The organism is Candidatus Anstonellales archaeon (assembly GCA_038869735.1).
In the GTDB taxonomy this organism is placed as follows: domain Archaea; phylum Micrarchaeota; class Micrarchaeia; order Anstonellales; family CG1-02-47-40; genus JAWCQO01.
The window spans coordinates 83566-103706 of sequence record JAWCQO010000001.1; the positions used below are offsets into that span (position 1 = coordinate 83566).

General features: G+C 40.1%; 23 protein-coding genes and 1 tRNA gene. 15 read left to right on the top strand and 9 right to left on the bottom strand.

The annotated features are described in order from the left end of the window. The first annotated feature begins 26 nt into the window (after window positions 1-26). From QXF67_00475 to QXF67_00485, 3 genes are read left to right on the top strand one after another with little or no spacing between them, the layout of a single operon-like run. The gene (locus QXF67_00475) at window positions 27-500 is read left to right on the top strand and encodes a multiprotein bridging factor aMBF1 (protein MEM3059998.1); all 474 of its coding nucleotides are present in this window, start codon (window positions 27-29) and stop codon (window positions 498-500) included. Next, window positions 500-1540, top strand: coding sequence for a flap endonuclease-1 (fen, locus tag QXF67_00480; GenBank protein ID MEM3059999.1), 1041 nt, complete (start codon window positions 500-502; stop codon window positions 1538-1540). The genes QXF67_00475 and fen overlap by 1 nt, the downstream gene beginning before the upstream one ends. Further along, a complete protein-coding gene (locus tag QXF67_00485; protein MEM3060000.1) occupies window positions 1537-2421 on the top strand; it encodes a hypothetical protein in 885 nt (294 codons plus the stop codon). Before fen ends, QXF67_00485 begins: the two co-directional genes overlap by 4 nt. On the opposite strand, the gene QXF67_00490 is transcribed toward QXF67_00485, so the two are convergent. The 5 genes from QXF67_00490 to QXF67_00510 all read right to left on the bottom strand — a co-directional run bounded on the left by QXF67_00490 (window position 2422) and on the right by QXF67_00510 (window position 7346). Further along, the gene (locus QXF67_00490; GenBank protein MEM3060001.1) at window positions 2422-2898 is read right to left on the bottom strand and encodes an adenylyltransferase/cytidyltransferase family protein; all 477 of its coding nucleotides are present in this window, start codon (window positions 2896-2898) and stop codon (window positions 2422-2424) included. It lies immediately after the preceding gene. Continuing rightward, window positions 2895-4205, bottom strand: coding sequence for an asparagine--tRNA ligase (asnS, locus tag QXF67_00495; GenBank protein MEM3060002.1), 1311 nt, complete (start codon window positions 4203-4205; stop codon window positions 2895-2897). The genes QXF67_00490 and asnS overlap by 4 nt, the downstream gene beginning before the upstream one ends. A gap of 63 nt (window positions 4206-4268) precedes the next feature. Next, complete coding sequence (lonB, locus tag QXF67_00500) at window positions 4269-6305, bottom strand: ATP-dependent protease LonB (GenBank protein ID MEM3060003.1); 2037 nt, start codon at window positions 6303-6305, stop codon at window positions 4269-4271. A 19-nt stretch (window positions 6306-6324) separates the two neighbouring features. Beyond that, the gene (locus tag QXF67_00505) at window positions 6325-6801 is read right to left on the bottom strand and encodes a hypothetical protein (GenBank protein MEM3060004.1); all 477 of its coding nucleotides are present in this window, start codon (window positions 6799-6801) and stop codon (window positions 6325-6327) included. Window positions 6802-6902: 101 nt separating this feature from the next. After that, window positions 6903-7346, bottom strand: a complete 444-nt coding sequence (locus tag QXF67_00510) for a CoA-binding protein (protein ID MEM3060005.1) — start codon at window positions 7344-7346, stop codon at window positions 6903-6905. A gap of 49 nt (window positions 7347-7395) precedes the next feature. Between QXF67_00510 and QXF67_00515 the strand changes: the two genes are divergently transcribed. Then, window positions 7396-7532, top strand: a tRNA-Leu gene (locus tag QXF67_00515). A 102-nt stretch (window positions 7533-7634) separates the two neighbouring features. After that, complete coding sequence (locus QXF67_00520) at window positions 7635-8837, top strand: MFS transporter (GenBank protein ID MEM3060006.1); 1203 nt, start codon at window positions 7635-7637, stop codon at window positions 8835-8837. A gap of 17 nt (window positions 8838-8854) precedes the next feature. Here QXF67_00520 and QXF67_00525 read toward each other — a convergent pair whose 3' ends face one another. Together QXF67_00525 and guaA are read right to left on the bottom strand one after the other, a co-directional pair. After that, window positions 8855-9418: a GMP synthase subunit A gene (locus tag QXF67_00525; protein MEM3060007.1), complete on the bottom strand. Its 564-nt coding sequence runs from the start codon at window positions 9416-9418 to the stop codon at window positions 8855-8857. Window positions 9419-9423: 5 nt separating this feature from the next. Then, window positions 9424-10383 carry a glutamine-hydrolyzing GMP synthase gene (gene guaA / locus QXF67_00530; protein ID MEM3060008.1) on the bottom strand — a complete coding sequence of 320 codons (960 nt, stop codon included), beginning with the start codon at window positions 10381-10383 and terminating at the stop codon, window positions 9424-9426. Between the two features lie 117 nt (window positions 10384-10500). On the opposite strand from guaA, the gene QXF67_00535 reads away from it, so the two are divergent. The 6 genes from QXF67_00535 (at window position 10501) to QXF67_00560 (ending at window position 16147) form a co-directional block, all read left to right on the top strand. Next, window positions 10501-11634 (top strand): DUF1297 domain-containing protein, encoded by a 1134-nt coding sequence (locus QXF67_00535; GenBank protein MEM3060009.1) that lies wholly within the window; start codon window positions 10501-10503, stop codon window positions 11632-11634. A 4-nt stretch (window positions 11635-11638) separates the two neighbouring features. After that, the gene (locus QXF67_00540) at window positions 11639-12700 is read left to right on the top strand and encodes a formate--phosphoribosylaminoimidazolecarboxamide ligase (GenBank protein ID MEM3060010.1); all 1062 of its coding nucleotides are present in this window, start codon (window positions 11639-11641) and stop codon (window positions 12698-12700) included. 93 nt (window positions 12701-12793) lie between these two features. Further along, the gene (locus tag QXF67_00545; GenBank protein MEM3060011.1) at window positions 12794-13306 is read left to right on the top strand and encodes a hypothetical protein; all 513 of its coding nucleotides are present in this window, start codon (window positions 12794-12796) and stop codon (window positions 13304-13306) included. Beyond that, window positions 13307-14137 (top strand): ATPase domain-containing protein, encoded by an 831-nt coding sequence (locus QXF67_00550; GenBank protein MEM3060012.1) that lies wholly within the window; start codon window positions 13307-13309, stop codon window positions 14135-14137. It begins immediately after the preceding gene. Between the two features lie 2 nt (window positions 14138-14139). Then, window positions 14140-15219, top strand: coding sequence for a tryptophan--tRNA ligase (gene trpS / locus QXF67_00555; GenBank protein MEM3060013.1), 1080 nt, complete (start codon window positions 14140-14142; stop codon window positions 15217-15219). A 40-nt stretch (window positions 15220-15259) separates the two neighbouring features. Beyond that, the gene (locus QXF67_00560) at window positions 15260-16147 is read left to right on the top strand and encodes a hypothetical protein (GenBank protein ID MEM3060014.1); all 888 of its coding nucleotides are present in this window, start codon (window positions 15260-15262) and stop codon (window positions 16145-16147) included. Here the strand turns inward: QXF67_00560 and yjjX are convergent. Beyond that, on the bottom strand, window positions 16141-17112 hold the full coding sequence (gene yjjX / locus QXF67_00565) for an inosine/xanthosine triphosphatase (protein ID MEM3060015.1): 972 nt from the start codon (window positions 17110-17112) through the stop codon (window positions 16141-16143). The two genes, QXF67_00560 and yjjX, sit on opposite strands and share 7 nt — an antisense overlap. A gap of 79 nt (window positions 17113-17191) precedes the next feature. On the opposite strand from yjjX, the gene QXF67_00570 reads away from it, so the two are divergent. From QXF67_00570 to QXF67_00585, 4 genes are all read left to right on the top strand, one after another. Beyond that, window positions 17192-17419, top strand: a complete 228-nt coding sequence (locus QXF67_00570; protein ID MEM3060016.1) for a DUF357 domain-containing protein — start codon at window positions 17192-17194, stop codon at window positions 17417-17419. Window positions 17420-17579: 160 nt separating this feature from the next. Continuing rightward, window positions 17580-18383, top strand: coding sequence for a hypothetical protein (locus QXF67_00575; protein MEM3060017.1), 804 nt, complete (start codon window positions 17580-17582; stop codon window positions 18381-18383). Window positions 18384-18392: 9 nt separating this feature from the next. Then, window positions 18393-19070 carry an ABC transporter ATP-binding protein gene (locus QXF67_00580; GenBank protein ID MEM3060018.1) on the top strand — a complete coding sequence of 226 codons (678 nt, stop codon included), beginning with the start codon at window positions 18393-18395 and terminating at the stop codon, window positions 19068-19070. A 4-nt stretch (window positions 19071-19074) separates the two neighbouring features. Continuing rightward, window positions 19075-19692 (top strand): energy-coupling factor transporter transmembrane component T, encoded by a 618-nt coding sequence (locus QXF67_00585; GenBank protein ID MEM3060019.1) that lies wholly within the window; start codon window positions 19075-19077, stop codon window positions 19690-19692. On the opposite strand, the gene hjc is transcribed toward QXF67_00585, so the two are convergent. Beyond that, window positions 19689-20072: a Holliday junction resolvase Hjc gene (gene hjc / locus QXF67_00590; GenBank protein MEM3060020.1), complete on the bottom strand. Its 384-nt coding sequence runs from the start codon at window positions 20070-20072 to the stop codon at window positions 19689-19691. The genes QXF67_00585 and hjc overlap by 4 nt on opposite strands. Window positions 20073-20141 lie beyond the last annotated feature (69 nt).

A 20141-nucleotide genomic window follows, 5' to 3' on the forward strand; every position in this document is an offset into this window, starting at 1 on the left:
TGTTGCCTTGAAACGGGGTGATGTCCGTGACTGAATGCGAGATGTGTGGAGGTGAAGGGGCAGGATATCTTATTTTAGTGGAAGGTGCAAAACTTTTTGTTTGTCAACAATGTTCAACTCTGGGGAAAATATTAAGCAGGCCGTCAGTTGAAAGGAGAGAGAAAAACACATTCCAACCAGCGCCTAAAACTGAAGTTGAGATTGTCGACGATTACGCAAAAAGAATAAGAGAGGCTCGGGAAAAAATGGGGCTTTCCGTTTCGGTTGTAGCGGAGAGGATAAATGAGAAAGAGTCTTTTTTAAAAAAAATAGAAAGTGGGAGTGCTCTTCCGCCACAAAAGCTTGCTCGCAAATTAGAGCGCGAACTCAGTATAAAGTTATTGGAAGAAGTGACCGAATCAGTTACTTTATCAAAGAATTCAAAATCGGTGGATGAAGGGGTAACGCTGTGGGACATTTTTGAAAAAGATAAAAAAAGAAAAGAGGGGGGCCAATTTTAATGGGTGCTGAGATAGGACAACTAATTGAAGGAAGAAAAGTCTCTCTCAATGAGATTTCTGGAAGGATATTTGCTGTCGATGCCTACAACGCCATTTATCAATTTCTTTCATCTACCAGACAAGCTGATGGAACCCCCCTTATGAACTCTGAAGGGAAAGTAACAGGACATCTTGCAGGAATATTTTACAGGAACTCAAAACTCATCGAAAATGGTATTCGAGTAGTTTATGTTTTCGATGGCAGGCCCCCAGATTTTAAGGAGAGGACGATGGAAGAAAGGAGAAAGGTGAGAGAAGAGGCTGAAGAAAATTGGAAAGACGCTATTGAAAGGGGGGAGGTAGATGAAGCAAGAAAATATGCCCAGGCAGCAAACGAATTAACTAAAGAAATGGTAGAGGACTCAAAAAAACTGTTGGAGTATATGGGAATCCCTTTTATACAAGCACCCTCAGAAGGCGAGGCACAGGCAGCAGAGATGGCAAGAAACGGGTTGGTTTATGCGGTGGCGTCTCAGGACGCAGATTCCCTTCTCTTTGGAGCTCCCCGGCTACTGCGAAACTTATCAATAACCGGTAGGAGAAAGGTTCCACGAAAAGATGAGTATGTCTTGGTAGAGCCTGAAGTCGTTGAACTTGAAGAGATACTAAGAAAGAATGGCTTAAGTAGGAAAAAGCTTATCTGGCTTGGAATCCTTGTTGGCACTGACTTTAATAAAGGTATAAAGGGAATCGGTGTAAAGAAGGGACTTAAGATAGTTAGACAATCCGAAAGCCTTGAAAAAGTAAAGACGTATGTGGAGAGAGAACTTAAAGCTTCATTTGATGAGGACGTATTTGCAATTGAAAACTTCTTTCTAAATCCACCCGTAATTAAGGAGATTGAGCTCAAGTTTGGGGTAGCAGATAGAGACAACCTTGAGAAGTTTCTCTGTGAAAAGCATGACTTCTCTCCTGAAAGAGTTAGGAAAACGGCAGAATCACTTATAAAGAGTCAGCAGATTAAAGGTAAACAAACCGAATTGAGCGGCTGGTTTGAATGAGACTTATCACGCATACTGATTTTGACGGTGTGATCTGTGCCGTCTTGATTACTTGCGTAGAAGTTGTGGATGAGATATTGTTTTTAGATCCTGCAACCATACAGGAGAAAAAAATACGTGTAACCGAAAACGACATAATTGCTGACCTTCCATTTCATCCAAAATGCGGGCTTTGGTTTGACCATCATGCAACAAGTAAGCCACCTGAAGGAACTGAAATTAGAGGAAGCTTTTCACTAAAAAAAAGTGCGGCAAGAGTTGTTTACGAATATTATGAAAATCCTTATCTTGAACGTTACCAAGAAGTTGTGGATTGGGCAGATAGGATAGATTCAGGAGAGATAACCCCTCAAGAGGCAATTAATCCTAGTGGGTGGAGGCTCTTATCAGAAACGCTTGAGAGTGATGCAGAAAAAAAAGTTGATGATGAATATAGGTGGCATGTCATCGAATGGATAAGAAAAGGTGAGAGTATAGAAAAAATCCTTGAAAGGAGGGAGGTAAAAAAAAGAACCGAAGCTGCATTAAAAGATTTGAAAGATTTTTTGGAGATGGTAAAAAAAATCGGGAGAATGGAGGGTTCAGTATCCATTGTTGATATGCGAGGGTTAGAAAAAGTGCCTAAAGGAAACAATTTTTTGATTTACGTAGCATTCCCAAGTTCACTAGTTTCAGTAAGAATATATGACAACAGAACTAATAAGGATGTAATAGACATTAATGTTGGGAGGAATACATTTAATCGTGCCTCTAAGATAGATATAGGTGCATTGATGAAGGAGTATGGGGGAGGAGGACATCCGATGTGTGGAGGGACCCACCTAAAAAAAGAAGATGCTGACAAAAAGATAAAGGAGATTTTGGAGAGGTTGCAGGAATAGTCAATATCCAAGGTCGCTTATTATTCTCGAACTTTTGTAAAGAGATTCGTCCATATGTTCCTTTATTTTTATTATTCTATAGTCTCGTTTAGGCGGTACAAAGGGTTCTTGGTCATAACCAAAAATGATAACATCAGGAGAGACAAAATTTAACGTAGAAAGTCTATCTTCAACTCCCGCAATTGCAAAATCTACATATTTAATAGATTCGACCATTTTTTTTCTATATTCTTGTGGGTGAAGGAGCTTGCCTTTTGTTTTCATCACAAAATCGTCTGTTGAGACAACAACCACTAGAAAATCACAATATTCTTTTGCTTTCTCAAGAGTAAACACATGGCCTAAATGCAAAACGTCAAAGGCACCACCGGTCATTCCTACTATTATCTGCTTGCGCACTTCAGGCGGAAGAGGAGGGGATTTTCCTTCAAGGAATATGCGAAATTGCTTTTTTATTAACTCTTTTTCCACAATCATGGGTCAACCCTGTTTATCAGACGTGGAAAGGGAATAGCGTCTCGTATGTGATCTAGATTAAGCATCCATTTTATAAGTCGCTCTATGCCTAATCCAAATCCTGAATGAGGTATGCTTCCGTATCTTCGAAGGTCGATGTACCACTGATAATCTGCGGCATTGAGTTTTTCTTCATTTATTCTTTTGAGAAGTTCTTCTAAATCCCATATTCTTTCGCTTCCACCAATTAGCTCTCCGTGGCCATCAGGAGCATACATGTCATCACAGAGAACATAGCCGGGATTTTGTGGGTCTTCCCGCATATAAAATGACTTTATCTTCTTTGGGAAGTGGGTTACAAAAATGGGTTTCTCTTCGCCTTTTGTAAGGAGACTTTCTTCATCCGAACCGAAGTCTTGATCTTGATTCATGTGCCCCCCTCGTTTGTTTACTAAGCTTACTGCTTCCTTGTGAGTCATTCTTTTGAATGGAGCCTTCACTTTTAGGAGACGTTCAGGGTCTTGATCTAATGATTTGATGATATCAACATCTTGGTATCCGAATTTTTGGCATACATATTCTATCATTTTTTCTTGGAGCTCCATATTCATTTTATGGTCATAAAATGCTATTTCAGGTTCAAGATGCCAATATTCAGTGAGGTGTTTTGTGGTCCTTGAAGGCTCAGCTCTAAATGAAGGAGCAAGAACATATACCTTCTCAAGAGAAGCGATATATGCTTCAGCATACAGCTGAGAAGATTGAGTTAGATATGCTTTTTTTCCAAAATAATCCAAAGGAAATAGTGTGCTTCCGCCTTCACATCCTACGCGTGTTATTATTGGGGGTGCAACTTCCCAGAAACCTTCTTGGAATAAAAATTCTCTAAGGTATGAGACAATTTTCGCTCGCGCCTTCATGATGGCTGTAAGTTTTCGTGATCTGAGCCAGAGGTGTCGCGTATCTAGGAGAAATTCTACTGATTGATCTTTTGCTATTGGGAAGGGTTCGCCTTTGTGGACTAACCTTACATCTGTAGCAGATATTTCGTATCCTCCAGGAGCTCTTTTATCTTCTTTTACTACCCCTTCAATAAGAATTGACGATTCAATAAAGAGGTCGTTTGAAGCACGCCAAGCTCCTTCTCCTACTGAATCCTTTTTTATTGCACACTGGATTATTCCACTGCTGTCTCTTACAACAACAAAGGAGACGCCACCTGAGGCTCTTTGCCTATAGACCCATCCACGAATTTTTACTCTTTGGCCCGTATGATGTCCTTCTTGAATTTGGCTTATCTGCACAAATCTATCCTTGATGGGGTCCATTCCTTTTCACCAGAGCACCGTTATGATTTGAAAAAAATAAAATTAAATATGATTGCAAAGACCCTATTCGCGCAAGTTTTTTTGTAACCTTTTGATAAGAATAGACTTTCTTTTTCCTTCTTGCAGAACAAGGGACAGGACTTCATCTATTCTTGATACTGGATGTATTTTAAGTGATTTTTTTGCGGTTTCTGAGAGGAATATCCCTTCTGAATTTGCCGTGGGTACGATTACATGTTCTATTCCTGACTCGAATGCGGCTTCGCACTTGGCATTAACGCCACCTACGGGCAGCACTTCTCCTCTCACAGATAGCGAACCTGTCATTGCAAAGTTTTGCTTTACCCCTATACTCTCGAGAGCCGAAATAACTGCAACCGCAACAGAGATTGAGGCTGAATCTCCTTCGACTCCTTCGTATGTCTGCAAAAACTGAACGTGGATATCGTAATTATAGACATTTTTTCCTATGTGTTTTTTTATTATCGCAGAAACGTTCGAGATGGCTTCCTTTGCAATTTCCCCTAGCTTTCCCGTTGCTATTATTTTTCCTTCGTTTTTGGAGGATGCAGGAGTGACTTCTGCAACTATGGGAAGGACAATCCCGCTTGCTCCTTCTCCCATGACCGCCAACCCATTGACCTTTCCAATTTTTTCACCATGCGATACAAATATTCGATAATCTTTTTTGTACTCTATGCTTCGTGTAGATATCTGTTGCTCAAGCGTTTGGGCAACGGCACGGGCCTTTCTTATGTGAGTGGCGTCAACGAGGGAAGCTCCTTCTTCTCTTGCTATATCTCCTGCCGCGCGTATGAGACCTCCAAGCTCCCTGAGATTGAGTGAGAGGTGTTTTTTTCTAAAGGAGCGTTTTCTTGCTTCGGCTATTATTTCTTCGACAGCATCACGCGTAAAGTGAGGAATTTTGCCGTCTTTTTTTACTTCTTGGGCAACAAAGCGTGCAAACTTATTTTCTGTCTCCTCGCAATCCGGGATAGACTCTTCCACATATATTTCGTATCCATTACCGCGTATACGGGAGCGGAGAGCTGGATGCATTCCTGCAAGGTCGTGGATATTTCCTGCTGCTACAAGCACAAAGTCGCACGGAACGGGCTCTGTTTTTACTATTGCTCCGCTTGATTGCTCTGACTGTCCAGTTATAGGAAACTGCTTTTCTTGCATAGCGGTTAGGATATCCTGTTGAGATTTCATGCTCATTGAGGCAATCTCATCTATGAATAGGACGCCCTTATTGGCCTTATGTATTGCGCCCGCTTCAACTCGAAGATGCGCAGGAGTTCCAAGTCCTCCTGATTGAAGTGGGTCATGTTTTACATCGCCAAAAAGCGCCCCTGCTTTTGAACCAGTAGCATCAACGAAAGGGGCTGTTTTCATTCCTGAATTGTCTACTATTAACTTTGGTTCTGAGAGTCCATCGGAAAATCCCATCCTCCTACCTATCTGACTCGTAAATCGCCATATGAAAAAGAGGATTGCAACTCCAATAAGAAGAGCGAGTGAGAACCAACGATTTTTTTCTGAAAAGCCATCTGTGGCATATATAAAAACTATGGAAAGAAGAAGGAGGCCGACAAGGAGTATTGTTGGAGAAACGCCACTACTTTCAAGTTGATGCTTTCTTTTTGAGTACTCCACTATTCTCCGTCCGTAGCCTTTTTCTTTTGGTTGGGTGTAAAAGCCCAATCGGTTGCGTTTTGGCTTTGCTGGCAAGAAATTATTATCAGGACCCATTTGTTCGTAGATGGATTGTGTTTTATGGTTATAGATTTCTTGGAGGAAAGGGTCTTGTCTTATCTCCTCTTGCGAAGGGTTTGTCTTAACCACACGGACTAAGGGCCTATTTTCGTCATTTGGATTGGGATAGACAAGAACGTCTTCAAGCGTTTCTGCAGGCATTATCTCTGCCATTGCCTGCGCAAGCATGCTTTTTCCTGTGCCCGGAGGCCCTATAAGAAGAACGTTTCGTCTTTGAGCTGCTGCTTTTTTAATAATTTTTACGGCGGCATCCTGTCCTATGACCTGGTCTATTAATTTCTCCGGAACCGGAAGTTCTTCTGTGGATTTAAACTGCATCATAGTGGACCATACCTAATTACTAATCTTTTAATGTTATATATACTGCAATGAAGGCTATTATAAGAAAGACAACAAAGAGTGGAACGACTATAGTAGCGCTTGAGACAAGCACCTGTCCCATCTCATAGGTAGCTTGTATTGTGTTCTGTATCAGGTTGCTGCGTTCATAATTTTCTTCTTGGTTTTTGATTATGTGTGTCTTTTGTTCAAATTCGATTAATAAGTTTTTATCTTCTTGCGACTGTATTCTATATGTGTAAGAGCCAGCACCCTTTGCCTTAAAATTAATATACCCCGCATTGTCGGTTACAAGCGTGAGATTTTCAGTTGGACCTTCTATAAAAACCACAATCCCGCGAGCTGGCTTGCCGTCATCCGTAAAAAACCTAACGTAGACGGAGGACTCTTGGCTTACAAGTAAAGGGGCGTTGATGTTGTAAGCAAACAGTATGGCACCAAGAATCAAGAACAGAAGAGGTGGAATAATCTTGAGCATAGATCTATCCCTTATTTATATTCTTATTTATTAAATTTATATCAAATTTGTATGTCTGAAGATGTTCTATTTATTTCTGGTGATACGACTTTTTAAGTATTTCAGAAGTTTTGAATATCAGAATTTTTGAATAATCGTCTGTGTTCGAGCATTATGCACCTATCCTGTATGAAAGGGATGCCAGCATCTTTGGCTATTTCTTCTGCCTCAGCATTTTTTATTCCCAGCTGAAGCCACAGTAACCGTGGGGTGAGCTTTAAAGCTTCTCTTGCTATTTGCGGGCACTCTTGTGAAGGCCTAAAAACATTCACTATATCGGGAGAGAAAGAGAGAGCAGAGAGGCTGGGATAAGCAGTCTCCCCAAGAATTTCTTTTTGGTTTGGGTTGATTGGGATTATCCTGTAGCCGTTGTCTTGGAGATATTTTGGAATCCTGTGTGCCTCTTTTTGAGGATTTGAAGAGCAGCCGACTACGGCTATCGTCTTGGAAATAGATAGGAGCAATCTTAGTTCTTCATCTGAAACCGTATGTATCACTAAAACCATTTAGTTTTGAGTTAAGATTTTTTAATAGGAAGGATAAAAACTTGTGTAAGCAGGGGTGGCGGAGCCTGGTCAAACGCGTCAGACTCAAGACCAAACAGAGTTCGTGCGACATCTGATGGCTTAGGCCTTCGCAGGTTCGAATCAGTTTTCCAAAAAGACTTTCCAAAGAGAATCCTGCCCCCTGCATTTTAATCAATGAATTGATCAAGAAGTCTTCTTGGTTTGATATCGAGTGTTGGTGAGAAGTGAAGGATGAATAAATAGAAAGTCAGCAAGCGTTGTGCTACTATGAGACGTTTTATTTTAAGAGAGATAGGAAGTCTTGATAAGAATGTTATTATTCTTGGCATAGTTAGCTTTTTCAATGATATTGCAAGCGAGATGGTTTTTTCTCTGCTTCCGGTTTTTATGAGCAATGTATTGCTTTTAGACAAGCATGTGATTGGGCTTATTGAAGGGATGGCAGAATCTTCAAGCAGTCTATTCAAGATAATCTCTGGGAGATTAGCTATGAAGGCAAAAAGGCAATTTATTGGTCTGGGGTATGTGATTTCTACTTTGTGTAAACCACTATTTGCACTTGCAAATTCATGGTGGCTCCTCTTTCTTGTTAGATTTGCGGATAGAGCAGGAAAAGGAATTCGCACGCCTCCACGAGACGCTTTAATAGCTGACCTTACGAAGAGAGAGATGCGAGGAAAGGCTTTTGGACTTCACCGTGCAATGGATACGCTGGGAGCGCTGTTTGGACCGCTTTTTGCGTTTTTTCTTGTTGGAGCTTTCTCACTTTCTTATTACGAGGTATTCTTGCTTGCGGTTCTTCCTGCGGGTATTGCTGTAGCAGTGTTTTATTTCTTTGTTGAGGACAAAGAAACTCAAAAGAAGATAGAAGTAGAGAGCGGAGGGGGATATGATCCACTAATTGAGAAACATAATTCCAGATTATTTTTGCTTGCTACAAGTCTATTTGCTATTGGCAATTTCAGTTTTGCATTTGTGCTTATAAGAGCTAATGAAATAGGAGTAGATGCACAATATGTTCCCCTTGTTTATCTTTTGTTCAATGCTTGTTATGTTCTCTTTTCAATTCCATTTGGCGCTTTTGCCGATAAGGTAGGAAGCCGAAAAGCGTTACAGTTATCTTACGCAATATTCGGAATAACTTTTTTTGGCTTTGGGTTTACGCATAGTGTGAGTGAATTTATTGTCATTTTATGTCTTTATGGAGCTGCCTTTGCTGGAGTGGAAACGCTGCAAAGAGTTGTTGGGAGTAAGGTTGTGGAAAGCAAAATGAGAGTAACTCTTTTTGGTAACTATCAGGGGATGGGTGGTTTTTTGGCATTTTTTGCAAGCTTTTTTGCAGGGTTATTGTGGGAAACATATGGACCACAGTCTGCATTTTTCTTTGGCGGTGCTAGTAGTATTGTTGCTGCAATAATCCTCTTCCGGATGAAAAGCATAATGGTTCGGTATAAAAAAGATTCAGTATAAAAAAGACGCTAGAATAATCATTTTCTAACCAATTTAAGAAAGTTTGAATAGATTTCTGAACCATATTGGGTATGTTCCACTTCAGGATGGAAAAGACAGCCGTATATGGGTCGGGATGCTGATTTGAAAGCATGATTTGAGCAATCCTTTGAGTGAGCAAGGATTTTGAATCCTGGAGTATTGACGACTTCATCGTTATGTGATGCCCAGACTATAAATGAATCTGGTAGGCCTTCAAAAAGCTCGTCATGTTCATCTATTATTAGTTCCACTCTTCCATATTCTGGTCCTCTTGCCGGCCTAGCTTCTCCTCCAAAATGCATCCCTATAAATTGTTGTCCCGCGCATATCCCCAAGATAGGGCCCTCAAACTTCTGCAAATACTCTCCGGCGTTTCCGGTTTCTTTAGCGCCCAGACCTATTCTTAGTGCACCGCCTGAAAAGATTAGAGCATCGGCTCCCCTCACTTCATTGTAGGGAGTTGTAAGAGGGATTATCTTTGAAGAAACACCAAGATAACGGAGAGTCCTCTGAATTCGGTGCGTCCACTGAGAACCAAAATCTGCTATTAAGATCTCCATTGTTCTCACTCCCATTCTATTGTTGCCGGTGGTTTTGAAGTGACGTCATAAAGAACCCTGTTTACGTGGTCCTTTAAGGAACGCGTTATTCTATCAGTTATGGATTCCAAGACTTCGTGGGGGATTTTTGATGCTTTTGCAGTCATACCATCTACGCTGTCTACCGCTCTGATTGCTATAGTATATTTGTATGCCCGCGCGTCCCCGAGAACTCCGACGGTCTTGACAGGCAGGAGTATTGAAAAATATTGCCATGGCAGAGACATTTTTCCACTCAATGATGCTGCTCTGATTTCCTCTTCTACAATAGCTGACGCTTCGCGTACTATACTCACCTTTTCTGGAGTGACCTCTCCTATTATTCTAACTGCAAGTCCGGGTCCAGGGAAGGGTTGGCGATAGATAAATTCTTTGGGGATGCCAAGCTCACGCGCAACTTCTCTTACCTCGTCCTTATAAAGCTCTCTGAGAGGCTCACACAACTCCAATTTCATATTTTGAGGAAGTCCCCCGACGTTATGATGGGACTTTATTTTATCTCGCATTCCCCCGCCGGACTCTATCCAATCGGGAGCAATTGTACCTTGGATAAGAAATTTAGCGTTGGATAAAGATGCTTCCTGCTCGAAGATTTCTATAAAGTTTTTTCCGATAACTTTGCGTTTTTCTTCAGGATCAACAACATTAAAAAGGGAAGAAAGAAATTTATCTGAGGCATCTATAATTTTGAGCGGCAGGCCTACTGCTCTTGCAGCGTTTCTTACTTCATCTGCTTCATTCTTTCTCATAAGACCCGTATCAACAAAAACGCAGGATAGCTGAGAGGAGATAGCGTAGTAAGCAAGAGTTGCAGCTACTATGCTGTCCACGCCACCTGAAACGGCAACTATTGCGCGATCAGAGGCAATAGTTTTCTTGATTTCTTCTTTAGCTGTTTTTATAAAATCTTTTGGCTCAAACGGCATAGTATATTTTTTTGAAAAATGTATTTAAAAGAGATGTCATAAGTAGTATGCATAAGTTCTGCTTAGAATTGACGAAAGGGATTAGGTATTTTAAAACTATTCAGCAATAAATCAGATATGTTGGATATCAGGGAAATACAAGGCCTTGCGTCTTCATATAGAAAACCAACTATTGGAGTTATCGGCTCTCATTCTGCGCTGGAGGTTTGCGATGGCGCAAAGGAGGAAAAAATAAGGAACATAGTACTCTGCAAAAGAGGGAGAGAGAAGACTTACGCCAAATATTATCTAGCAAGAAAAGAGGGAGGAAGGGAAGTCGGTTGCGTTGACGAGGTCATGATATTTGAAGAATGGAGCGACATAGCAAAAAAGGAAACGGTGGCTGAGCTGGTGAAGCGGCAGTGCATTTTTGTTCCAAATCGCTCTTTTTCCGTATATGTTGGTTATGAGAATATTGAGGAAAAGTTTAGGGTACCCATCTTTGGAAATAGGAGGTTATTGAGAGCAGAGGAGAGAACCGAAAAAAAGAACCAGAGATGGCTTTTGGAAAAAGCTGGAATTCCTGTGCCGGAGGTTGTCAAGAAACCAGAGAACATTGAAAGGCTTTCTATAGTTAAAGCTCAGCAGGCAGAAAGAAGTTATGAGCGTGCTTTCTTTTTTGTTTCTAGTTATGAAGAATATAAAAAGAAGGTTGGAGAGTTAGAAGAACAGGGGATATGCACAAAAAAAGGCATTGAAGAAGCATTGATTGAGGAGGTTGTTCTTGGAGCTCACTTTAATTTCAATTTTTTTTACTCCCCCATTAGAAAGAGGCTTGAGCTATTAGGGATTGATATGAGAAGGCAGACAAGTCTTGACGGAATTTTGAGGCTCCCTGCTTGGGAACAGATGGAAATTGCAAGAACCGTGAGAACCGAAAATATTGAAGTGGGGCATGTAGCTTGTACACTAAGAGAAAGCCTCCTTGAAAAGGTCTTTGATATTGGAGAGAGATTGCTTGAGGTTTGTAAAGAGCAGTATCCGCCGGGGATCATTGGTGCGTTTGCGATGCAGGGAGCAGTTGTACCTAGAAAGAAATCTGAAGAAATAGTTATATTCGACATTTCATTTAGAATGCCTGGTTCTCCCGGAATAAGGTTTACACCTTATCCACAGTATCTTTATAGAGAAGGGATAAGTTGTGGAAGAAGAGTAGCAAGGGAGATAAGTTGGGCTCACAGAGAGGGAAGACTAGATGAGTTAGTCACGTGATTTTATGATTAAGAAAGAGGCTATTGATAGCATTATAGAGGATTACAAGCCGAAGGATATCAAAATTGCTACCCTATGCTCACATTGCGCGCTTCAAGTATTTCACGGTGCAAGAAGCGAAGGAATAAAGACTATTGGGATTTGTACACCAGAAAGAAAAAAAATATATGATGCTTTTGCATTGGCAAAGCCGGATGAGTACATACTCATCGATGACCCGAAAAATCTGCTTTCAAGCGGAATAGATGATGAATTGATAGGAAAAAACGCAATCTTAGTTCCGCATGGTTCTCTTGTTGAGTATGGAGGAGAGGAGATAGAAAACTTCAAAGCGCCTATTCTTGGGAATAGGAAGTCGCTTGTCTGGGAGAGAGACAGAATAAAGATGTTTGAGTGGATGCGGGAAGCGCGCATCCAAACTCCGCGGCTTCTTAGACCCGAAGAAATAGATAGGCCATGTATTGTAAAGTTTTCTGGGGCAAAGGGAGGGAGGGGGTACATTGCAGTTAACTCTCCCGAAGAATTTGAAAGAAAGGTTAACAAAAAAGAAGGTGTTATAATACAGGAATATCTGGCAGGAGTAAGGTTTTATCCTCACTTCTTTTATACTCCTCTTTCAAGGGAAGGCTACCGGGCTGGAGAAGGAAGTGTTGAGCTTATAGGCATAGATAGAAGGTATGAGAGCAATGTAGATGAGATTTATAGACCACTTTCTACTGGAATGGACATAAAGCCAAGCTTTACGGTTGTTGGAAACGAACCGGTGGTTGTGAGGGAAAGCCTCTTGAATGAGATATTTGAGATTGGAAAGAACGTTATAGAGGCAGCAGAACGTTTATTTGGAGGGATCCCCGGACCATTTTGTGTAGAGACAGTTTGCGATGAGAATCTGCAGTTTTATGCGTTTGAGATATCTTCAAGAATTGTGGCAGGAACAAATCTTTATCCTGAAGGCTCGCATTATACCGTATATAATTACCCAGAATGGATGAGTATGGGAAGGAGAATTGCAAGAGAAATAAGGATAGCTATTGCAAAAGAAAAACTCCATAAAATAGTTTACTGAAATTGCCAAGTTAAATGGCAAGGGACGTTAGTTTTTCAGCTTTATCATATGAATTAAAAAAGTAAAAATGTGAAGTTCATGTGGTTGATTTGAATGGACGCTGAAGAGGAAAAGGGCGAAAGGATAGCTGAGAAGGCTGTGAAAGAAGGAGGGGTTCAAGCTATCTTATATTATGACATCCACGGCACTTCACCGGAGGCATTGCGGAATATAATGGTTGGTTTTGTTGGTAAGCTTTTGGCCGAAGAAGGCGTTTTGTACTCTTATGGCAAGATTGAGGCCCCCCAAAAGGATAGTGAAACCGAAAACTATTACACTTCCGCTGAAGTAAAGATGGTTTTTAGAGATTTCAATTCTCTTGCGATGCTATGCGCAAAATATCTCCCCATTGGAATAGAGATATTAAAGCCAAACGAAATTAAAATGAAGGTAGGGGAAGCACAGAACATGCTTCTTAACATAGCTTCTATTGCAAACGAATATGCTGAGGAGCTTTTAAAACGGACAATGGATAAAGATGAGCTAAGAAAATATCAAGAGAAGATAATTAAAAGGGAGGAACTTGGAAGAAAGCTTCTTGAAAAAAAGGCAAAAGAGTTGAGATAGATGCAAGACGATGACTCTTTTCTAGATTATGAGGATTATCTGGGAATCATGCAAAAAGCATTTGAAGAAGCTGAGAAAAAAAAGACGCTAGACGATAAAATAAAGAAAGAAAAAAGCCGAAAGGTAGGGGGTAACAGCGATGTAAGAGTTAAAAGTGGTATTCAGGGATTGGATGAACTCATAGGAGGGGGGTTTAAGAAAAATAGTGTGATTGTGGTTGGTGGCGGAGTTGGAAATGGAAAAACGACATTTTCAATGCAGTACATCATAAATGGTATGCTTAAATTCAGAGAGCTTGGGCTTTTTATTTCGATTGACGAGGAACGCGAACCCATGTATGAGAACATGAAATCCCTGGGGTGGGATTTGGAAAAGCTTGAAAGGGAAAAGAAAATTGTGTTTATAGATTATCCTGCACATGAAGTTGATCAGTTTTTTTCTCAGGAGAATACGGTCTTAGGGCTTATAGAAAGCATGAATATTAAAAGAGTGGCAATTGATTCGGCTGCGCCTCTTGCTTTGGTATATGAAAAGGAAGATGAGAGGCGTACAAATCTTCTTGAGCTTATGGGCAAAATAAGGAAATGGAACTGTACAACTCTAATTACCTGTGAAGATAACGCAGATGCAAGTCCGAAGGCACCAGCTACTCGATATGGGATTGAATCTGTAGCAGACGGCTTTATATATCTTCATAATATACTTTCAGGAAATGAGAGAAAAAGAGGGATTGAAATCATAAAGATGAGAGGGACGCCGCATTCTCAAAGAATTGTTCCAATGTTAATATCAAAGGGCGGAATAACTGTCTTTCCAAAAAAGAGGTTTTAATTATGATGATAGATCCTTGGTCCAATCAACTTGTTGAATATGACAAACTATTTTCTGAATTTGGGTTGGAGAGGATAAGCAATGATATCTTAAAAAGGATAAAAAACAAAGGGAGATTTTTTGGACGTGGAATCATTTTTGCCCACAGAGACTTTGAAAAATGGCTCGATGCATGGGAGAGAGGAGAGGAAGTTGCGGTAGTAAGCGGTATAAAGCCGTCAAATGATTTTCACCTTGGTTCAAAGATGACAGCTGATGAGATGATTTACTTTCAAAAGGAATTTGGGGCTAAAGTATTTTATGCGATAGCTGACTTGGAAGCGTATGCGGATAACGGAACTTCTTTAGAGAAAGGGCTTGAGTTTGCAATCTCAAACCTTGCGGATATGCTTGCGTTGGGTCTAGATGAAAGAAAGACTTATGTATGGAGACAAAGCCAAGAAAAAAGAGTAATGAATATGGCTTATGTCTTTGCAAGAAAAGTCACAAATTCTGCGCTTAGGGCAATATATGGGGAAAGGAACATTGCGCTCTATTTTTCTGCTTTAACTCAAGCAGGAGATATACTTCTTCCTCAGCATAAGGACTTTGGAGGAAGAAAGCACGTTCTGGTGCCCATAGGGGTAGACCAGGACCCACATATTAGGATGACGCGGGATATAGCTGGCCGAGAAGGGTTGATTCTACCTTCATCCACCTACCACTTCTTTATGAGAGACCTGAAAGGAGAACAGAAAATGAGCAAAAGAGATCCTGAGGGTATTTTGTTTTTGAACGACTCTCCTGCAATAGCTAGAAAGAAGATAATGAACACTCTTACAGGAGGAAGAGAGACTGCAGAAGAGCAGAGAAAAAAAGGAGGGATTATTGAAAATTGTGTAATTTATGAGTTGGCAAAGTTCCACTTCTTGGACGACAAAGAGCTGGATGAGATGAGGAGAAAGTGCCTGAATGGGGAAATCTTGTGTGGTGAAGACAAAGAGTTTATAGCAAATGTTGTATGTGAATGGTTGGAAAAGCATCAGGAGAGAAAAAAGAGATTTGTTCCAAAAGCTAAAAAAATGTTGGGAGTAGAGGGATAGGAGTGGATGGTCGTTTATGAGTTATATAAAAATTGACTTTATGAAAATTATAAGGGAAGTTTACGGGTGGTACAAAAATGTTGATGCATGGATTTGGCCTACTGTTTTGTTTTTAGGGACCATAATAAGTGGGTATAGCATTGAGCTTATCCTTAGACATTTTATTTATAGAGGGGTTGGCGTATTTGGCTCTATTTTAGGATTTTTTGGCATCTTGGCCGGATTGTTGTTCCAGCTCCTTTTATTGTCTTTTGCTTTAGCAAAAATAACTGAAAGTGCTCTTGCAAAACGCAATTTTGAAAGTAAAAAGGTTGGGCGGCAATCTGTCTTTGAGTACACTCTTCTAATCCTACTGGTAGCTCTTATCCAAGTGGCGGCATTAGCAGGGGGAATGATTATTCTCTCGCTCTTTTCTTATGCTGGGAAGATGGTTTTCTCGTTCTTGTTTTATCTAGATAATGGGGGTATGGGGAGCTTCTCAGAAAAAAACGTTATACCTGTTCTCCTCTGGCTAGTAGTCCAATTATTGATTTTTATAGTGGTTGTGTTGTTAGAATTTTACATAGTCTGTCGCCTTGCTTTTGCATCTATTATCTTCTGGGTAGAGAAAGGGTGCGGAGTTATTGATGCAGTCAAGCTTTCAATTAAGCGAACAGAGAAAAATACTATACAGATTGCACTTGGGATAGTGACAATCTCAGGTTCGACTATATTGGGCGCTTTGATTCTTATTGGTCTTGGCATCGTAGCTGCTTTTTTTGTTCCTTACATTGGGGCAATTTTAACTAATATTTTATTGTTATTGGGAGTTATATTAGCTCAGAGTGGGAGTATTTTTGGGTCTGTTGAGTTATACGACCAAACGGTAGGGATAAAACACGTAGAAACGTCTTATAGAGAAAAACAAAAAAAGAGAAAACATCAGTGAATGGCCTTATGGATTCTTGGAACAAAAGCGCAGAGAACAGCTTGTTCTATCATCTGCTCCCGTGTAAGAAGCCCTCCAGAAAGATATGAAATAGCACCTCCTTTCTTACCTATATTCTGTATTTTTGACATAGTGGAAACTACTGCTCCCAGCTCTGACTTTGTTGATTTTATTTCTTGGACGATTTCTTGGGGAAGAGCAAACCCCATACTGTTACCGATTGTTAGGTACATCCCATCCCACACAGCACAAAAAAGGATATCATGATAAGATGAACCAAACCTAAAAAGACCGGACTCAAGTCCTATTCCAAAATCAGCTTTTCCATTCATCTTATTATATGCAGAAACTGCACGGTTTATCGCCCCGCGAATGGTGTGGAGAGAAAACGGTTGGGCAGGGACCCGCGAATGAACCGAAAACGCCTTTAAGAGAAAGTTATTTAGAAGGAGCTTTAGGGCTTTTGTAGTGCTTTTTATCTTAGTGGGATTGGTGGAACCCAAGGCAACAGTAACTTTCGAAAGTCGATTTCCGTTATTGTCAGTTTTTCCCATATGGATAAACTCTGCTGAAAGCTTTTTGTAATCAAAGGCAAACTTGAGAGGAACGCAGATTATGCTGAGAGCCGGCAAGCCTCTTTTCTTGCGTATTGAGTTTATCTCTTGTGCTACAGGTTCGGTTTCCTCACTTACGATTATTGCATCTATATCTTTTGAGGTCGTACTTATGCCAAATCTGTCAGAAAGTGGAATTATTGAAAAATTTGGGTGAATTGAGGATAAGTATTTGACGAGTGCCATTTTTCGTTGTGAATATGGCTTCACAGTATAATTTCTGGTGGAATTTGCAAACGTGTCTGTTGTAAGACCAACAACTAATTTTTGGAAGCCCTTGGCGGCAACAAACAGTTTATGGTGGCCATTATGAATAGTATCAAATGTACCACCCAAGACGGCAGTTTTCATAAGGCGAGTTGGTTTTGGAGAAGGATATATAAATAATTTTGGATGTTAATCACAAAGTTAATCACAAAAAGTGGTTGATATGAGAAATAACAAAAGACGCGTAGAGATGGATATAAAGAAATTTTATGAGAGTATAAATGCGGTTGAAAGAAGAGGGATTGAACACGAAGCTGTTATAGCTGCAAAGAAGTATTGTGAGGATGCCAAATACTTTTTGGAAAAAGGAGATTTATTTACGGCATTTGGGTGCATTTCATACGCCCACGGACTGCTCGATGCTGTAATTAAGTATGGAAAGGAAGAATAAGCATTAAATTTAAAAATGATATTACCAAGAAATGTGATTTTTTGTAATTTATCAGGTAGATAGTATGTTTTACTCTAAAGATTAATAGATAATTTTATAAAGAATTTGACAAAAAATGTAGAAAATCTCTTTTTAAGTTCTATTTTCAATAGAGAGTGATATGAATACTTATAAGCTTTCAGCAGGAGCTCTCCTTGCCTCAATAGCGTTTTTGTTTCAGATTGGAAATGACGTGTTGGGGGTACAAACCGGATTTGGGATGACGGTTGATCTTGTTGGTGTTCCGATATTAGTGGCTTTTTTTATTCTTGGATATGAAACCGCATTATATGTGGCTGTTCTTGTTGCTATGTTTATAACTTTCTTTGCTGCCTCTTCTTATATAGGCGCATTTATGAAATTTGCAGCAACGATTCCATCTATACTTGTGCCAGCAGCATATCTGATCTCAGCGAAAAAGACGCTTGATTTTGGAAAAATGTGTGGATTGGTATGTTTATGTCTTTTGGCACTTGTTGGATTGGTTGGCCTTGGCACCCACCTAACGGATTTGTCAGGCAAGATTATAGGACATAAGAGTTTGTGGATTGGTCTTATACCGATATTTATTGTAGCAGTATTTTCATACATCATGCTTCTGATCTGGAGGAGATACGAAAAGGCTGTTGACGTAAATGCTCTTTCAAAAATTCAATATATGCTTTTTGTTCTTATAACTGTAGTAATAGTGCGCGGACTTTTGATGATAGTTGCAAACTTCTATTTTGCAGGCCCCATCTTTTTCAAGATGAGCTCAGAAGAATTTATTGCACTGGTGGAAGGAGTCAACTTTCTTTGGTTGGGAAAGGGTGTGGCGTGGTATTTAGTGATATTTTTCTGGAACGCTATTCAGGCTGCTGTGGAGTTTGTTATAAGCTGGATGATTGCGTATAAGTTTGGTCTTGTAAAGATGTATTCTGAGTAAGGGTTGAAAATGGAAATAATTAGAGTAAGTAGACTATCCTTTGCTTATCCGTCCACCGACAAGATCCTAAAGGGAGTAAATTTGAGAGTGAAGGAGGGAGAGCTAGTTGGATTAATCGGAGAGGTTGGAAGCGGAAAAACAACGCTCTTAAGTTGTATAAATGGTGTTATACCGAAGCTTGTAAAGGGAAAAATTGAAGGCGAAGTGGAAGTTCTGGGGAAGGATCCAATAAAAGAGGGTGCAAGAAAGATGAGTTCTCTAATCTCGACTGTTTTACAATCCCCCGATGACCAGTTATTTTTGACAAGTGTCTATGACGAAGTTGCGTTTTCGTTGAGAAATCGCGGTATTGATGAAGAGGAAACGAGAAGAAGAGTAGATGAAGCACTTTCTAGGGTTGGAATAATAGAACTGAAAGAAAAAAATCCTATAGAGCTTTCGCTTGGACAGAAGCAAAAGGTTATTCTTGCTTGTGCTCTTGCTATGAAAAATAAGATTATGGTTTTGGATGAGCCATGCTCATGCCTTGGAAGAAAAGGAAAGGAAAGAACGTTCAAAATCCTTAGGGAAGAATGCGAAGAAGGGAGGACCGCAATTGTTGCGGAGCATGACATAAAAATTCTTGAAAAGAATGCGGATAGGATATTTCTCCTACATAATGGAAGGATAAAAGTTCTGAGAGGATGACTTTATGTTAATACATTACGTTGAGGGGGCCTCTATTGTGCATTCTTTGGCTCCAGAGTTGAAAATGTCTTTTTTGTTGTTGTTTCTTTTTCTTGCGCTTATAATCCCTCTTGAGTATTCCTGGATTCTTCTCTTAGTACTGTTTGGAAGCTATTATTTGGCGAATATATCCTTAATTGATGTTTGCAAAAAAAATTGGTTGATATTGGCAGTTGGATTAATTCCGCTATTGGGTAGGGCGCTTTTTCAAAGAGGAGAGTTAGAGTTATTTATGGGGGTTAACATTCCTCTTGGGCTTTATCTTGGAATTATGAATTTTATGTATGTTGTATTCATTAGTTTTTTTTCACTTTTGTTTGTGTATACCACCAAACCCCATCAATTGCAGAAAGCATTATTGTTTCTTCGAGTGCCAAAGAAGATTGTGTTGATGTTCATAATAGCACTTCATTATATCCCGTATTTTCAAAGGAGAATTGAGCGAATAAGGATTGCCCATGAGATTAGGGGGGGCAAGGATGTGTTTTCTCTTCTTATTCCACTCATTTCGAATGTATTTTTGGAAGCGAGAAAGCTGAGCATAGCACTGGAAATAAGAGGATTTGAAAGCGAGAGTGACTAGACCAGTTCTTCTTTTCTTTTTCCAAGTCTCTCTGCCTCTGCAAAAGAGATGGAATACGAATCCTTGTTTTCGCGAAAATAGCTGGGAAAGAGAAAAAACCATCCTGCCCGTGACACTCGCCAAGCAATATAGGTAGTTATACCCGTGTTCTCTTCCCAACTTTTTAGGAGGAGAAACTGCTTGCGCTGGATGTGGAGGTATTTTCCTTCATGAGCTTTGCATTCTATAGCGTATTGTTTGCCTGCTTTGAATGCGAGGAGGTCGGGTGAGAGTGAATTAGCACCGCTTCCTGCGGCTCGAATTACCGAAAAGCCTTTTTGAGAAAAATAGTTAATTAGTTCTCGTTCAGAGCGTGAACCTTTGCGCGAAGACGGTGTCATAATGACTCAAAACGCCTTGAGTATATAAGCTTTTGTTATACCAATTGGGGAAGAACTAAGCATTTAAAA

Excerpts from the sequence above, each read along its gene's own strand:
- asnS (MEM3060002.1), bottom strand. The coding sequence starts at position 4,205 with ATGGACCCCATCAAGGATAGATTTGTGCAGATAAGCCAAATTCAAGAA.
- trpS (MEM3060013.1), top strand. The coding sequence starts at position 14,140 with ATGATGATAGATCCTTGGTCCAATCAACTTGTTGAATATGACAAACTA.
- fen (MEM3059999.1), top strand. The coding sequence starts at position 500 with ATGGGTGCTGAGATAGGACAACTAATTGAAGGAAGAAAAGTCTCTCTC.
- QXF67_00490 (MEM3060001.1), bottom strand. The coding sequence starts at position 2,898 with ATGATTGTGGAAAAAGAGTTAATAAAAAAGCAATTTCGCATATTCCTT.
- hjc (MEM3060020.1), bottom strand. The coding sequence starts at position 20,072 with ATGACACCGTCTTCGCGCAAAGGTTCACGCTCTGAACGAGAACTAATT.
- QXF67_00575 (MEM3060017.1), top strand. The coding sequence starts at position 17,580 with ATGAATACTTATAAGCTTTCAGCAGGAGCTCTCCTTGCCTCAATAGCG.
- QXF67_00570 (MEM3060016.1), top strand. The coding sequence starts at position 17,192 with ATGAGAAATAACAAAAGACGCGTAGAGATGGATATAAAGAAATTTTAT.
- QXF67_00545 (MEM3060011.1), top strand. The coding sequence starts at position 12,794 with ATGGACGCTGAAGAGGAAAAGGGCGAAAGGATAGCTGAGAAGGCTGTG.
- guaA (MEM3060008.1), bottom strand. The coding sequence starts at position 10,383 with ATGCCGTTTGAGCCAAAAGATTTTATAAAAACAGCTAAAGAAGAAATC.
- lonB (MEM3060003.1), bottom strand. The coding sequence starts at position 6,305 with ATGATGCAGTTTAAATCCACAGAAGAACTTCCGGTTCCGGAGAAATTA.
- yjjX (MEM3060015.1), bottom strand. The coding sequence starts at position 17,112 with ATGAAAACTGCCGTCTTGGGTGGTACATTTGATACTATTCATAATGGC.
- QXF67_00540 (MEM3060010.1), top strand. The coding sequence starts at position 11,639 with ATGATTAAGAAAGAGGCTATTGATAGCATTATAGAGGATTACAAGCCG.
- QXF67_00580 (MEM3060018.1), top strand. The coding sequence starts at position 18,393 with ATGGAAATAATTAGAGTAAGTAGACTATCCTTTGCTTATCCGTCCACC.
- QXF67_00560 (MEM3060014.1), top strand. The coding sequence starts at position 15,260 with ATGAAAATTATAAGGGAAGTTTACGGGTGGTACAAAAATGTTGATGCA.
- QXF67_00505 (MEM3060004.1), bottom strand. The coding sequence starts at position 6,801 with ATGCTCAAGATTATTCCACCTCTTCTGTTCTTGATTCTTGGTGCCATA.
- QXF67_00550 (MEM3060012.1), top strand. The coding sequence starts at position 13,307 with ATGCAAGACGATGACTCTTTTCTAGATTATGAGGATTATCTGGGAATC.
- QXF67_00585 (MEM3060019.1), top strand. The coding sequence starts at position 19,075 with ATGTTAATACATTACGTTGAGGGGGCCTCTATTGTGCATTCTTTGGCT.
- QXF67_00485 (MEM3060000.1), top strand. The coding sequence starts at position 1,537 with ATGAGACTTATCACGCATACTGATTTTGACGGTGTGATCTGTGCCGTC.
- QXF67_00525 (MEM3060007.1), bottom strand. The coding sequence starts at position 9,418 with ATGGAGATCTTAATAGCAGATTTTGGTTCTCAGTGGACGCACCGAATT.
- QXF67_00520 (MEM3060006.1), top strand. The coding sequence starts at position 7,635 with ATGAGACGTTTTATTTTAAGAGAGATAGGAAGTCTTGATAAGAATGTT.
- QXF67_00535 (MEM3060009.1), top strand. The coding sequence starts at position 10,501 with ATGTTGGATATCAGGGAAATACAAGGCCTTGCGTCTTCATATAGAAAA.
- QXF67_00510 (MEM3060005.1), bottom strand. The coding sequence starts at position 7,346 with ATGGTTTTAGTGATACATACGGTTTCAGATGAAGAACTAAGATTGCTC.